Origin of the sequence: Paenimyroides tangerinum, from assembly GCF_003865405.1 — a bacterium.
Taxonomy (GTDB): Bacteria; Bacteroidota; Bacteroidia; order Flavobacteriales; family Flavobacteriaceae; genus Flavobacterium; species Flavobacterium tangerinum.
In genome coordinates this window covers 80,779-95,452 of the sequence record NZ_RQVQ01000007.1, presented here as the reverse complement: position 1 = coordinate 95,452, position 14,674 = coordinate 80,779, and the positions used below count along the sequence as shown (strand labels likewise).

The 14,674-nt window shown below is 32.3% G+C and carries 12 protein-coding genes; 11 read left to right on the top strand and 1 reads right to left on the bottom strand.

Annotation, left to right across the window (positions count from 1 at the left end; all coding sequences use genetic code 11):
- Nucleotides 1–26 precede the first annotated feature (26 nt).
- Genes EG240_RS04385 through EG240_RS04365 form a run of 5 tightly spaced genes read left to right on the top strand, consistent with a single transcriptional unit; the run spans nt 27 to nt 6,284 of the window.
- Nucleotides 27–2,417 carry a 3-hydroxyacyl-CoA dehydrogenase/enoyl-CoA hydratase family protein gene (locus tag EG240_RS04385; protein ID WP_125017825.1) on the top strand — a complete coding sequence of 797 codons (2,391 nt, stop codon included), beginning with the start codon at nt 27–29 and terminating at the stop codon, nt 2,415–2,417.
- Nucleotides 2,418–2,463: 46 nt separating this feature from the next.
- A complete protein-coding gene (locus tag EG240_RS04380; protein ID WP_125017823.1) occupies nt 2,464–2,817 on the top strand; it encodes a four helix bundle protein in 354 nt (117 codons plus the stop codon).
- A 53-nt stretch (nt 2,818–2,870) separates the two neighbouring features.
- On the top strand, nt 2,871–4,052 hold the full coding sequence (locus EG240_RS04375; RefSeq protein ID WP_125017821.1) for an acetyl-CoA C-acyltransferase: 1,182 nt from the start codon (nt 2,871–2,873) through the stop codon (nt 4,050–4,052).
- A gap of 28 nt (nt 4,053–4,080) precedes the next feature.
- The gene (locus EG240_RS04370) at nt 4,081–4,443 is read left to right on the top strand and encodes a four helix bundle protein (RefSeq protein ID WP_125017820.1); all 363 of its coding nucleotides are present in this window, start codon (nt 4,081–4,083) and stop codon (nt 4,441–4,443) included.
- Between the two features lie 44 nt (nt 4,444–4,487).
- Nucleotides 4,488–6,284, top strand: a complete 1,797-nt coding sequence (locus tag EG240_RS04365; RefSeq protein WP_125017818.1) for an acyl-CoA dehydrogenase family protein — start codon at nt 4,488–4,490, stop codon at nt 6,282–6,284.
- A gap of 71 nt (nt 6,285–6,355) precedes the next feature.
- Here the strand turns inward: EG240_RS04365 and EG240_RS04360 are convergent, their stop codons facing one another.
- Nucleotides 6,356–7,036, bottom strand: coding sequence for a hypothetical protein (locus EG240_RS04360; RefSeq protein WP_125017816.1), 681 nt, complete (start codon nt 7,034–7,036; stop codon nt 6,356–6,358).
- Between the two features lie 64 nt (nt 7,037–7,100).
- On the opposite strand from EG240_RS04360, the gene EG240_RS04355 reads away from it, so the two are divergent.
- From EG240_RS04355 to EG240_RS04330, 6 genes are all read left to right on the top strand, one after another.
- Nucleotides 7,101–7,889 (top strand): flagellar basal body-associated FliL family protein, encoded by a 789-nt coding sequence (locus tag EG240_RS04355; RefSeq protein ID WP_125017814.1) that lies wholly within the window; start codon nt 7,101–7,103, stop codon nt 7,887–7,889.
- Nucleotides 7,890–8,054: 165 nt separating this feature from the next.
- Nucleotides 8,055–8,465, top strand: coding sequence for an NUDIX hydrolase (locus EG240_RS04350; protein ID WP_203229282.1), 411 nt, complete (start codon nt 8,055–8,057; stop codon nt 8,463–8,465).
- A 23-nt stretch (nt 8,466–8,488) separates the two neighbouring features.
- Nucleotides 8,489–10,861, top strand: coding sequence for a TonB-dependent receptor (locus tag EG240_RS04345; RefSeq protein WP_125017811.1), 2,373 nt, complete (start codon nt 8,489–8,491; stop codon nt 10,859–10,861).
- Between the two features lie 3 nt (nt 10,862–10,864).
- On the top strand, nt 10,865–11,668 hold the full coding sequence (locus tag EG240_RS04340; RefSeq protein ID WP_125017809.1) for a DUF4249 domain-containing protein: 804 nt from the start codon (nt 10,865–10,867) through the stop codon (nt 11,666–11,668).
- Between the two features lie 147 nt (nt 11,669–11,815).
- On the top strand, nt 11,816–12,424 hold the full coding sequence (locus EG240_RS04335) for a flavin reductase family protein (protein WP_125017807.1): 609 nt from the start codon (nt 11,816–11,818) through the stop codon (nt 12,422–12,424).
- A complete protein-coding gene (locus EG240_RS04330; protein WP_125017805.1) occupies nt 12,421–14,673 on the top strand; it encodes an oxidoreductase in 2,253 nt (750 codons plus the stop codon). Before EG240_RS04335 ends, EG240_RS04330 begins: the two co-directional genes overlap by 4 nt.
- The last annotated feature ends 1 nt before the right edge of the window (nt 14,674 follow it).

The following is a 14,674-nucleotide window of genomic DNA, read 5'->3' as shown; positions in this document are numbered from 1 at the left end:
CGAACAACTAAATATCCATACCAATTATGAAAAGACTAATTAAGAAAGTGGCAGTTATCGGTTCCGGAATTATGGGCTCGGGAATTGCTTGTCACTTTGCTAACATTGGTGTCGAAGTTTTATTATTAGACATCGTTCCGAATCAATTAACGGAAGCTGAAGAGAAAAAAGGATTAACCTTAGAAAGTAAAGTAGTTCGCAACCGTATGGTTAACGACAACTTAGCAGCTTCATTAAAATCAAACCCGTCTCCTATTTATGACAAGAAATTTGCTAGCAGAATTTCTACAGGAAACACAACGGATGATTTAGCTAAAATTAAAGATGTTGATTGGATTATTGAAGTTGTTGTAGAACGTCTTGATATTAAAAAGGCGGTTTATGAACAAATTGAAAAATACAGAAAACCAGGAACGTTGATTACTTCAAACACTTCTGGTATTCCAATTCAGTTTATGAGTGAAGGAAGAAGCGAAGATTTCCAAAAACACTTCTGCGGTACACACTTCTTTAACCCTGTTCGTTATTTAAAATTATTCGAAATCATACCTGGTCCAAAAACATCCACAGAAGTTTTAGACTTCTTAAATGGATATGGAGAAAAATTCCTAGGAAAAACTTCGGTTATTGCTAAAGATACGCCTGCATTTATTGGTAACAGAATTGGTATTTACGGAATCATGAGTTTATTCCACCTTGTAAAAGAAATGGGAATGACAATTGAAGAAGTTGATAAATTAACAGGTCCGGTTATCGGACGACCTAAATCAGCTACTTTCCGTACGGTTGATGTTGTTGGTTTAGATACTTTAGTTCATGTAGCAAACGGATTATACGAAAATTGTCCGAATGACGAAGCTCATGAACTTTTCAAACTTCCTACTTTCATCAACCACATGATGGAAAACAAATGGTTAGGAAGCAAAACAAAACAAGGATTCTACAAAAAAGTAGATAAAGATATCTTGTCGTTAGATTTAGATACATTAGAATATCGTTCAGCTAAAAAAGCATCTTTCCAAACTTTAGAATTAACTAAAACTATTGATAAAGTAGTCGATCGCTTTAAAGTTTTAGTCAAAGGAAAAGACAAAGCAGGTGAATTCTATCGTAAATCATTTGCCGGATTATTCACTTACGTTTCAAACCGCGTTCCTGAAATCACTGACGATTTATATAAAATCGACGATGCAATGAAAGCTGGTTTTGGATGGGAACACGGACCTTTCCAAATTTGGGATGCCATTGGTGTAGAAAAAGCATTAGAATTCATGAATGAGATTGGTGAAAAACCAGCTGCTTGGGTTCAAGAAATGTTAGATTCTGGAAACAAATCGTTCTACATAGTTAAAGAAGGAGTTAATTATTACTACGATATTACTTCAAAATCTCAAAAGAAAATTCCAGGACAAGATGCGTTTATTATTCTTGACAACATTCGTGATACGAAAAAAGTTTGGGGCAACGCTGAAACTTCATTATTCGATTTAGGAGACGGAATCTTAAATTTAGAATTCCATTCTAAAATGAACTCAATTGGTGGTGGAGTTATTTCTGGAATTAACAAAGCTATTGATATCGCTGAACAAAAATACGACGGTTTAGTAATTGGTAACCAAGGAGCAAATTTCTCTGTTGGAGCTAATTTAGGAATGATCTTCATGATGGCAGTTGAGCAAGAATACGATGAGTTAAACTTCTCTATCAAAGCTTTCCAAGATACTATGATGAGAGTACGTTATTCTGGAATTCCAGTAATTGCAGCTCCTCATACGATGACATTAGGTGGTGGATGTGAGTTAACAATGCATGCCGATAGAGCTGTAGCTACTGCTGAAACTTATATTGGATTAGTTGAATTCGGAGTTGGTGTAATCCCAGGTGGTGGTGGTTCTAAAGAAATGACTTTACGTGCTGCAGACCAATTCAAGAAAAACGATGTAAAACTTAACGTTTTACAAGAGTATTTTTTAACTGTTGGAACTGCTAAAGTGGCTACTTCTGCTTACGAAGCTTTTGACTTAGGAATATTACAAAAAGGAAAAGACGTAGTGGTTGTAAACAAAAACCGTCAGATTGCTGAAGCTAAGAAACACGCTTTATTAATGGCTGAAGCCGGATATACGCAACCAGTTCGTCGCAAAGATATTGAAGTATTAGGAAAACAAGCTTTAGGTGCTTTCTTAGTAGGAACTGATGGTATGATGGCAGGTAAATACATCTCTGAACACGATCGTAAAATCGCTAACAAATTAGCATACGTTATGGCTGGAGGTGATTTATCTGAACCTACTTTAGTTACAGAACAATATTTATTGGATTTAGAACGTGAAGCTTTCTTATCATTATGTACAGAAAGAAAAACCTTAGAAAGAATCCAATTCATGTTAACAAAAGGGAAACCGTTGAGAAATTAGTATTAAGACGTGAGTATTAAGTATTAAGATATAAACAGTATGGAAGATGCACAATTTTGAAAAACTTAAAATCTGGCAAAAAGCGATGGAAATTGCGACCGAAGTTTATGAAATTTCATTACTTCTTCCTAAAGATGAAAAGTACAATTTAATTCATCAAATTAAAAAATGTGCTGTTTCTATCCCATCTAATATTGCTGAAGGTGCTGGAAGAAATCACAACAAAGAATTCATTCAGTTTTTAGGAATTGCAAATGGATCAACCTTTGAGTTAATAACACAATTAATACTTGCTAAACGTTTAAATCTAATTGATCAAGAACAAGTTCAAAAAATAATAGATAAATTGATTGAAGTTTCTAACATGAATTTTGCTTTTCAGAAATCATTAAATAAATAATAGAATAAATGAAAATCTTAATTCTTAATACTTCAATCTTAATACCAAGATAAATGAAAACAGCATATATTGTTAAAGCATATAGAACGGCCGTAGGTAAAGCACCTAAAGGATTATTCCGTTTTAAAAGACCGGATGAGTTGGCTGCCGAAACCATCGAATTTATGATGAATGAAGTGCCACAATTAGACAAAAAACGCATTGACGACGTTATGGTTGGAAATGCGATGCCAGAGGCTGAACAAGGGTTAAACATGGGGCGTTTAATTTCATTAATGGGATTAAAAGTAACTGATGTTCCAGGCGTAACAGTAAATCGTTATTGTGCTTCTGGATTAGAAACTATCGGAATGGCAACGGCTAAAATTCAATCGGGAATGGCGCATTGCATCATCGCTGGTGGAGCAGAATCAATGAGTTTTATTCCTATGGGAGGATATCGAGCAACTCCTGATTATGGAGTAACAAAAGAAGGACACGAAGATTACTATTGGGGAATGGGATTAACTGCAGAAGCTGTTACTAAGCAATTCAATATTTCTCGTGAAGATCAAGATAAGTTTGCTTTCGAATCACACATGAAAGCTTTAAAAGCGCAAGCAGAAGGTAAATTCGATTCACAAATTGTTCCTATTACAGTAGAACAAACCTTTATTAATGAAAAAGGTAAAAAAGAAACCAAATCATATACTGTAGCTAAAGACGAAGGTCCTCGAAAGGAAACTTCTATTGAAGCTTTAAACAAATTACGTCCGGTTTTCGCAGCAGATGGTTCAGTTACAGCTGGTAACTCATCTCAAATGTCAGACGGTGCTGCATTTGTAATAGTTATGTCTGAAGAAATGGTAAAAGAATTAAACCTAGAGCCAATCGCTCGTTTAGTGACTTTTGCTTCTGCAGGTGTCGAACCTCGTATTATGGGAATTGGTCCAGTAAAAGCTATTCCAAAGGCATTACAACAAGCAAGTTTAAAACAAAACGATATCGAGTTAATCGAGCTTAACGAAGCTTTCGCATCTCAATCGTTAGCTGTAATTCGTGAGTTAGACTTAAATCCAGATATCATCAACGTAAACGGAGGTGCAATTGCCTTAGGTCACCCACTGGGTTGTACAGGTGCAAAACTTTCTGTTCAGTTATTCGACGAAATGAAAAGACGCGGGAACAAATACGGAATGGTAACAATGTGCGTGGGAACTGGACAAGGTACAGCTGGTATTTATGAACTTTTATAAGTAGAAGATAAAAGAAAAAAGAATTTTAATGAGTTTAGGAAAAAGACATAATTATAAGAATCTTAAAATATGGCAATTAGGTTTAGAGATTGCTCATATTATTTCTGATATTTTAGAAAAATTCCCTTCTCATGAAAAATTCAGTCTTAACTCACAAATTAGCCGATGTTCTATTTCAATACCTTCCAATATTGCGGAAGGTTCCTCAAGATCGGATAAATCATTCAGTCATTTTTTAGATATTTCCTTAGGATCATCTTTTGAATTACTAACCCAATTACATATTGCAAAATATAGAAATTATATCAATCAAGAACTTTTTAATACACTTGAAAATAAAATAGAAGAATTTCAAAGAATGACAATGGCTTTTCAAAACAATCTGAAATAGTCCATTTTCTATATTCCATTTTCTTTTCTCTAAAAAATTAAACTATGGAAAACATAACACGAGGAGGTCAATTCTTAGTTAAAGAAACACTTTCACAAAACATTTTTACTCCAGAAGATTTTTCTGAAGAACAAATTATGATGCGCGATTCAGTAAAAGAATTTATTGATCGTGAAATTTGGCCAAACAAAGAACGTTTCGAGAAAAAAGATTACACTTTTACAGAAGAATGTATGCGTAAAGCTGGAGATTTAGGATTCTTAGGAGTTGCTGTTCCAGAAGAATTTGGTGGTTTAGGAATGGGATTCGTTTCTACCATGTTAACTTGTGATTACATTTCTGGAGCTACAGGATCTTTTTCTACAGCTTTCGGGGCTCATACAGGAATTGGAACCATGCCAATTACTTTATATGGTACTACAGAACAAAAAAATAAATACGTTCCTAAATTAGCTTCAGGCGAATGGTTTGGTGCTTACTGCTTAACAGAACCAGGAGCAGGATCTGATGCAAATTCTGGAAAAACAAAAGCTGAATTAACTCCAGACGCGAAGCATTACAAAATCAACGGACAAAAAATGTGGATTTCTAATGCTGGATTCTGTAATGTGATGATTGTTTTTGCTCGTATCGAAGACGATAAAAACATCACTGGATTCATCGTTGAATACGATCCTGAAAATCCAAACGGAATTGTTTTAGGTGAAGAAGAGCACAAGTTAGGAATTCGAGCAAGTTCAACACGTCAAGTTTTCTATAACGATACTTTAGTTCCTGTTGAAAACATGTTAGCTGGTCGTGGTGAAGGATTTAAAATTGCGATGAATGCTTTAAACGTTGGTCGTATCAAATTAGCTGCTGCTTGTTTAGATTCACAACGTCGTCTAATCACAAACTCTGTAAAATACGCTAACGAACGTATTCAGTTTAAGACTCCAATTGCAAACTTCGGCGCTATTCGTGCTAAAATTGCAGAAATGGCAACAAATGCATTCGTTGGTGAATCTGCTTCTTACAGAGCTGCCGGAGATATTGAGAACAGAATCAATGCTCGTTTAGCTGATGGAGCTTCACACCAAGAAGCAGAATTAAAAGGAGTTGAAGAATTCGCAATCGAATGTTCTATTTTAAAAGTAGCAGTTTCAGAAGATGTACAAAACTGTGCTGACGAAGGAATTCAAATTTTTGGTGGAATGGGATTCTCTGAAGATACGCCAATGGAATCTGCTTGGAGAGATGCTCGTATTTCTCGTATTTACGAAGGAACAAACGAAATCAACAGAATGTTAACTGTTGGAATGTTAATCAAAAAAGCTATGAAAGGTCACGTAGATTTATTAGGACCTGCAATGGCTGTTGGAGAAGAATTAATGGGAATTCCAGATTTCTCTACTCCAGATTACGATGAATTATTCGCAGAAGAAAAAGCATTATTAGCTAAATTGAAAAAAGCATTCTTAATGGTTGCTGGATCTGCAGTTCAAAAATACGGAACTGAATTAGATAAACACCAACAATTATTAATGGCTGCTTCAGACATGTTAATTGAAATTTATATGGCAGAATCTGCAATTTTAAGAACCGAAAAATTAGTTGCTAAAATTGGTGAAGATGCTGCAAAAATTCAGATTGCAATGACACGTTTATATTTATACCATGCGACTGATATCATTAGTAGTAAAGGAAAAGAAGGAATTGTTTCTTTTACTGAAGGTGATGAACAACGCATGATGTTAATGGGATTACGTCGTTTTACAAAATACGACAATATGCCAAACGTAATTGCTTTACGTGATATTATCGCTGATAAAGTAATTGCTGAAAATGAATATTGCTTTTAATAAAATATAGTTTAAGTTTAGTTTGTTAATGAAAAAACCCACTTCAATAAATCGAAGTGGGTTTTTCTATTTTAGAACTTATAAAAGAATTTTACTTGAATATTAGCGTTTGCAGTTGTTACTTGACCTTCTTTTCGATATCTACTTCCGAAATCCCAAAATTTCAATTCGTTATCATCAATATTCAAATTAACAGGATTAGAAAAAGTTACGTCCACAACTTTCAATCCCAATCCAACAGATGGATTAATTCCAAAGGTTTTAGCTCTATTAAAATGTGCAAAAAATCCGTAATTAACATTGAATGTCATTTTTTCACGTTTATATTCAATTTCATCATAACTGAAATAAACAGTATTTTCATCTGTACTTAACTCGGCGCTTCGAAAATAATCATCTTGTAAAGTTTCTGTATGATGAATTTGTTGAAAATCAACCGATACATAATTTTGGAAACGTTTTTCAGGATTAAAATTGTACCCAACTTGTAATCGATATGCAAACAATTGATAATCTTTAGAATAACCATTGTTCCTACCATTATTTTTATCTATTGAATGTCCTAATTCAATCCCTGCAAAATAATTGGTTCCAAAATTTCTAATATAACCAATTGATAATCGATTTGGAGGAGTCATTAAGGCAGTAAAATCAAAATAAACAGTATTTTTCTTATCAACAATTTCTTGTGCATTAGAATTAAAACACGCTGAAATCATTAAAACAGAAATAATAAACTTATTGAAACTCATAATTTTTTTTTCGCTAAAATAACATTTTATTTTATTAATAGATTTTATATTTGTTAAAAAAATCATGGAAAGAAATCTAGATGAAAGAATAGAAAATGATTCAAATTCATTTCAACCTCAACAAAAATCAAAAAAGAAATTAGTTATAATTATTATTTCAATTGTAACTTTTGTAATTGCACTTGGTATTGGTATTTTCTTATTTGTGTTTAAAAAAGCTGAAGATTATAAAAATGAACAAATAGAATTATCTACAGAAGAAAGACAATCTGCAATTAACAGCCTATTTTCTGTATCTGAATACAACACTATTCCTGATAAATACAAAGAACACATTTATGACTTCATGCAATATAACGGCTATTTAGGCGGAGAATATTTCTTAACAAAAATATCTGATCGCGCTAATAATGTTTTTGCTTTTGGTGATTTTACTAGCGATGATAATGATGAAGATGATATGGCAATAATCATTGAAAAAAATGATTTCAGTAGTTCAAAACTTATAGTCTTCAATCATAAAGGTGAATTGCTTTATGTAGAAGATTATTCGAATGAATTACCAATTATAAATTCATATAAAGTCGGTTCCAAAATTTATATGGATGAGCTTAAATTAGTTCCTTCTCCATGTGATGGTCTAATTGTCAAAATGCAATACAATAAACGCGCTGTTGTTTACGACAAAAAAGATAAAAAATTCAAAACGTATTATCAATATACAAAAGAAGAGATTGATGCTATGAATGAAGAAGAAGATTACGATGAAGGATATGAAGATTACGAAGAAACTCCTCCAAAACCAGATAGTACTATGCAGGTAGATGAGTTTAAAATTCAGGAAGTTAAATAAAACGAAAAATGCTGTCTAGATTATTAAATCTGACAGCATTTTTTTATGATTTTAATAAGAAAAATTTCAATAGATTTTATATAATTTCAATATGTAAAATAATTAAACTACTATTTATAAAATTTTATATTCAGAAATATATAATAATAACTTGATAAATTTAAAATGAACAAAATAACAATTGCTTCGGCAATGATACTCAACAACAATAAAGAAATTTTATTAGTAAGAAAAGAAGGTTCAACGTTTTTTCAATTACCGGGTGGAAAAGTCAATAATAACGAAACACATTTTGAAACTTTGAAAAGAGAATTATTTGAAGAAATCCATTTAGAAATTGAAGAACCAAATTGTATTTTTTTAGGCAATCATGAAACAGTTGCTGTTAATGAAAAAAATACTCGTGTTTGTGGTAACTTATTTGAAGTAATTGATACTAATATAGATAATATCCAAATTCAAAACGAAATTGAAGAAATGGCTTGGATTAGCCAATCAAATTACAAAGATTACAAATGGGCACATTTGGCTGAGGAATTTATCCTTCCGATTTGGCTTAAAAAACAAATTAAATAAAAAAACTTACACTCAAAAAAAAAATGAAAAAGAACATTTACCTTTTACTTTTCTTTGTTTTTAGCTATTCGCTCTCTGCACAAGTACTTTTTAAACTAAACGGAAAAGTTACAAAAAATAACAATGAGGCACTTTCTGATGTCGCTCTATATATTTCAGAAATTAACAAAGAAATTTTCACCGATTCCGAAGGTAATTTTCAAACAGAACTAGCCGCAGGAAATTATACCATTTATGCAGAATATTTGGGTCATGAAAGTTTTCAAAAAGCCATTACAATTTCTTCAGATCAGACCTTAAACATCACACTAAAAAGCTTGGATGATGAGTATCTAGATGAGATAGTAATTATTGCTGATGGTAAAAAATTAGATGTTCGTAAGCCACAAATGAGTGTAAATACTTTGACTGCTGCTGAAATCAAAAAACTTCCGGTGGTTTTAGGAGAAACCGATATTCTTAAATCAATTTTATTACTTCCTGGTGTTGTAAACTCTGGAGAAGGAACTTCTGGTTTTAATGTTCGTGGCGGTGGATCTGACCAAAATCTATTACTTTTGGATCAGGCTAATGTTTATAGTTCTTCACATTTATATGGCTTTTTCTCAATTTTCAATAACGATGCGGTTCGAAATATAAAATTATATAAAGGTGGAATTCCAGCACGTTATGGTGGAAGAGCTTCTTCTGTTCTAGAAATAGACCAAAAAGTTGGTAGCTACGAAAACTTTAGCGCGTATGGTGGAGTTGGATTACTATCAAGCAGATTAACAGTTGAAGGTCCGATTATTAAAGACAAATTTTCTTATTTACTTTCAGGAAGAGGTTCTTATGCGCATTTGTTTTTGAAATTAACAGATATAAAAAGTACGGCATATTTTTATGACTTAAATGCAAAATTGAGTTATAAATTTGATGACCATAATAATTTAAATGTAACCAGTTATTTTGGTAGAGATATTTTTAAGTTTAATACGTCTTTTAATAATGACTTCGGAAATACAATAATCTCAGCAAATTACAATCATCGTTTTAACGAAAAAATCAAAGGAAAACTTTACATGAATTATACAGATTATGTATATAATTTAACTCTTGGTTTTGTTGGATTTGATTGGAATTCTGGAATTAGAAATTATGATTTTAAATATCAAATAGATCAAAACATAAATGATAAATTAGATTTGAAATATGGTATTCAAGCTCAACATTACAAATTTAATCCAGGAACAATCGAACCTTCAACTGATGATTCACAAATTAATTTCTACAAAATACCAAACAAATATGCTTTTGAAGCAGCAGCTTTTATTGAGGCAGAACAAGAATTAAGCGATATTTTCAGAGTTAATTATGGAGTTCGATATTCTCAATTTTATCGCTTAGGTAAAGAAACAATTAATGTTTACGCTGATAACAATCCCGTAGTTTACAATCCTCAAACAGACGCTTATGAAAAGGCAACTCCGATTGGAGAAAAGTTTTATGGTAATAATCAGAAAATAAGTTTTTATGATAATTTCGAACCGCGAATCGCACTTTCTGTTCAAACAAATGAAGAACAGTCGTTGAAATTTAGTTTTACTAAAATGGCGCAATACATTCACGTAATCTCAAACACAAATGCTGCAACACCATTAGATATTTGGGAACCAAGCGGACCATATGTAAAACCACAAATTGTTTATCAATATGCGGCTGGATTCTTTCAAAACTTTAAAGATAACGCTTACAGTTTAGAAGTTGAAGCATATTATAAAGACGGAAAAAATCGTTTAGATTATATTGATGGTGCTGATTTAATCGGAAATAGAGCAATTGAACAAGTTCTTTTGAATGGAAAAACAAGAGCTTATGGTGTCGAATTTTTATTCCGTAAAAACTACGGTAAATTTAATGGTTGGGTTGCTTATACGATTTCAAAATCTGAACAAAAAACAGTTGGAAGAACTCCAGGTGAAGTTGGAATCAACCACGGAAATTGGTACAGAACTCCATATGACCGAACGCACGATTTAACGATTATCGGAAATTATGAACTTACAAAAAAATGGTCTTTAAGCGGAAGTTTTACATTACAATCGGGGCGTCCTGTTACTTATCCTGTAGCGAAATACGAATTTCTTGATCAAACTATAAACGATTTTGATTACCGAAACAATTATAGTTTACCAGCATTTCATCACTTAGATCTTTCAGCAACTTATGTTCCAAAACCAGATAGTAAAAAGAAATGGAAAAGTGAATGGGTTTTCAGTATTTACAATGTTTATGGACGTAAAAATGCGGCTTCAATTAGTTTTAGAGAAAACGAAGATTTCAGAGAAAAAACAGAAGCTGTTAAACTTTCTATTTTTGGAATTGTTCCGAGTGTAACGTATAATTTTAAATTTTAAATCATGAAAAAAATCTTATATACTTTATTAATAGCTTGTAGTTTATTATTTACAAGTTGCGAAGATGTGATTGATTTAGATTTAGATCAATACGAAAAACGTGTAGTAATCGATGCAAATATTTTTGTGAATGAAAACGATTACAACAAAATCCGTATGTATTATTCGGCTCCGTTTTATGCAAATGGTTATGAATTTATCTCAACAGCAACCGTAATTATTAAAGATTTAAATACAAATTTGGATTATCCATTTACTTATACGTCAAACGGATATTATGAAAATAATTCATTTAATCCGCTTGTAACAAACGAATATGAGCTTAATATTTCATACAATGGCAAAATTTACAAAGCCATTTCTCAAGTAACTCAAGCTCCAGTAATTGAAGAAGTAGAACAAATTAACGATGCTGGTTTTTCTGGAAATAATTATGAAATACGTTTTTACTACCAAGACAATCCAGATGAAGAAGATTATTATTTAACACAAACAGTTGACTTAAAAGAAAATGATTTTTCGGTAGGTAATGATCAATTTACAAATGGTAACTTAAGTTATGATTTATATTTTGCAGAAGAAGACCAACTCGGAGAAACGATAAATTTTTCTTTAGCTAAAATAAATAAAGTTTATTACAACTACTTAAGTAAAATGTTTAGTAATGCAGCTTCCGCAGGAAATCCGTTTGCAACTCCAACCGGAACTTTAAAAGGAAACATTTCTAACACAACAGATTCAAATGATTTTCCTTTAGGATATTTTCATATTGCAAAACGAGAAAGTGCAAGTTACACCATTCAATAATATTTAAAAACTCTCAGATTTGAGAGTTTTTTTTTGTTCAATAATTCCACTAAAGAAATAGAATAAATATATTTTTATCAATAGAATTAAGATAAAATTTATTGATATGATTTTTTTTTGCTTTATTTGTGAATAAATATTTTTTATATGCAAATTTTAGTAGAAAACACAGAATCTAGTACACTTTACAAACTGCTAACAGGTTTAGTAATTCCACGTCCGATTGGATGGATTTCTACTAAAGATGAAAACGGAATAAACAACCTTGCTCCTTTTTCCTTTTTTAATGTCGTTGGAGAAGATCCTCCACATATTATGTTTTCAACCGTTAGAACTGGAAACAAAAACAAAGACACATTAAATAACGTTTTAGCTACAAAAGAATTTGTTGTAAATCTGGTTACAGAAGATTTGGTTGAACAAATGAATCTTACTTCTAACAATGTAACTTCAGATATCGACGAGTTTGAATTAGCCAATCTTACTCCTATTCCATCTCAAACTATAAAACCAATGCGAGTTGGTGAGGCAAAAGCACATTTCGAATGCGAAATGGTTCATCATTACTTTTTAGAAAATCATTCTAATGGTGGCGCTTGCGTGGTAATCGGAAAAGTAAAAATGATTCATATTAATGAAGAAATCTTACTCGATAATTTTAAAATCAACTTAGAAACTTATAAACCTGTTGCTCGATTAGCTGGTTCTAATTACAGCAAATTGGGAGAAATTTTTACAATCAAAAGAAACTTATGAAAATTACAGTAATTGGTGGCGGACCTGGAGGATTATATTTTTCCATCCTTACCAAAAAAGCAATGCCACATTGTGAAATTGACATTTACGAAAGAAATAAACCCGATGATAGTTTTGGATTCGGAGTTGTTTTCTCAGACGAAACTTTAGGTGAATTCTTGAAACGTGATATGCAATCGTACGAACTTATTCGTAGTGAATTTGCGTATTGGGATGACATTGTTGTAGCTCGTGACGGAAAACAAGTTAGCGTTGCCGGAAATGGTTTTTGTGGATGCTCAAGAAAAACACTTTTAAAATTATTGCATCAACGTTGTAACGAAGAAGGTATTCGCTTACATTTTGAACAAAATTTTGAGAACCTAAAAGCTTTTAAAAATTCAGATATTATTGTAGCAGCTGACGGAATTGGAAGCGGTATTCGCACACAATTTGAAAAAGAATTCGGAACCCAAATTCAAATGAAATCAAATCGATTTGTTTGGTTAGGCTCAACAAAACCGTTAGATGCGTTCACTTATTTCTTCAGAACAACACCTTACGGAAGCATCGTTGCACATTCTTATCAATACGAAGAAGGAATGAGTACTTGGATTTTTGAATGTAGCAATGAAACTTGGGAAAAATTAAACTTCGAAGTCGATAACGAAAACGATACGGTTTCAAAACTTTCTGAAATTTTCAAAGACGAATTAGACGGTCACCCATTGATAACCAACAAATCGCATTGGCGTCAATTTCCACACGTAACCAACAAAAATTGGTCGTATAAAAATATTGTACTTCTTGGCGATGCAAAAGCTACGGCACATTATTCTATTGGTTCAGGTACAAAATTAGCAATGGATTGCGCGATTGGATTATCAGATGCAGTAATTGCTAATCCAGACAATGTTCAAGCTGCTTTTGAACAATATGAAAATACCAGAAGAAATCCGGTTGAAATGATTCAATATGCGGCAACCGTTTCTTTAGATTGGTTCGAAAATATGGATCGTAATAATCAACATCCATTTTATCAGTTTTCATTTGGATGTATGACACGTTCAAAAAAAGTTACCTACGAAAATTTACGTTTACGTGATAAATCTTACACCGATAAAGTGGTTAATGAATTTAAAGAAATCAATCATTTCGATTCAAATTCGGCTGCATTTACGCCATTCAATCTAGGACATTTAAAAATTGAAAATCGTATTGTGATGTCGGCAATGGGACAATATAAAGCTGAAAATGGTTTAATTAACGATTGGCATTTTCAACATTACACATCTCGCGCACTAGGCGGATTAGGTTTGGTTTTCACAGAAATGACAGCAATTTCAGACGATGGTCGCATTACTTTAGGTTGTCCAGGAATTTACACAAATGAACAAACGTCTGCTTGGAAACGAATTAACGATTTCATTCATCAACATACCAAAACCAAAACAGCTATTCAATTAGGTCACGCTGGAAGAAAAAGTCAAATTTCTAAAAACTTGATTTCAGCTTCGCCTTTAGCATTTTCGGAAAATAGTTCAACTCCTTCAGAAATGAATCGTGAACAAATGCACCAAATCAGAAATGAATTTGCGATTGCAACTCTTAATGCCGAAAAAGCAAATTTTGATATGATTGAACTTCAAGCGCATCACGGTTTTTTGTTAGCAACATTTTTATCGCCTTTAACCAATACAAGAACCGATGAATTTGGTGGAACAATTGAAAATAGATTACGTTTTCCGTTAGAAGTTCTCAAGGCAATTCGTAATAATTTCCCTAAAGAAAAACCAATTTCTGTACGTATTTCAGCAACAGATTGGGCTGAAAATGGAATTACTGAAAAAGATGTTTATACAATTTCTAAAGCTTTTAAAGAAGCTGGAGCGAATATTATTAATGTTTCTACGGGAAACACAGTCATAAATCAACAACCAAAAGGTGGTAGAATGTGGCAAGTTCCATTCTCTGATGCTATTAGAAATACGGTTCAAATTCCAACCATTACCGCAGGAAACATTACAGATATCGACCAAATAAACACAATTATTTTAAGTGGAAAAGCAGATTTAATTGCCTTAGGAAAACCACTTTTATTAGACCCATATTTTGCTATAAAGGCAAAAGCTTATGAAGCAATTGAAAATCTTGAGGCTCCGATATCATACGAAAAAGGAGTTCATACTTTATTAAGTTCAGAGCAAACTTCAAGAAATCAATTAGAGAAAATGAAACGTGCATTGAAACCAAAAAGTAATAAAAAATAAG

Coding starts and splice junctions, on each gene's coding strand:
- EG240_RS04385 (WP_125017825.1), top strand. CDS start 27: ATGAAAAGACTAATTAAGAAAGTGGCAGTTATCGGTTCCGGAATTATG.
- EG240_RS04380 (WP_125017823.1), top strand. CDS start 2,464: ATGCACAATTTTGAAAAACTTAAAATCTGGCAAAAAGCGATGGAAATT.
- EG240_RS04375 (WP_125017821.1), top strand. CDS start 2,871: ATGAAAACAGCATATATTGTTAAAGCATATAGAACGGCCGTAGGTAAA.
- EG240_RS04370 (WP_125017820.1), top strand. CDS start 4,081: ATGAGTTTAGGAAAAAGACATAATTATAAGAATCTTAAAATATGGCAA.
- EG240_RS04365 (WP_125017818.1), top strand. CDS start 4,488: ATGGAAAACATAACACGAGGAGGTCAATTCTTAGTTAAAGAAACACTT.
- EG240_RS04360 (WP_125017816.1), bottom strand. CDS start 7,036: ATGAGTTTCAATAAGTTTATTATTTCTGTTTTAATGATTTCAGCGTGT.
- EG240_RS04355 (WP_125017814.1), top strand. CDS start 7,101: ATGGAAAGAAATCTAGATGAAAGAATAGAAAATGATTCAAATTCATTT.
- EG240_RS04350 (WP_203229282.1), top strand. CDS start 8,055: ATGAACAAAATAACAATTGCTTCGGCAATGATACTCAACAACAATAAA.
- EG240_RS04345 (WP_125017811.1), top strand. CDS start 8,489: ATGAAAAAGAACATTTACCTTTTACTTTTCTTTGTTTTTAGCTATTCG.
- EG240_RS04340 (WP_125017809.1), top strand. CDS start 10,865: ATGAAAAAAATCTTATATACTTTATTAATAGCTTGTAGTTTATTATTT.
- EG240_RS04335 (WP_125017807.1), top strand. CDS start 11,816: ATGCAAATTTTAGTAGAAAACACAGAATCTAGTACACTTTACAAACTG.
- EG240_RS04330 (WP_125017805.1), top strand. CDS start 12,421: ATGAAAATTACAGTAATTGGTGGCGGACCTGGAGGATTATATTTTTCC.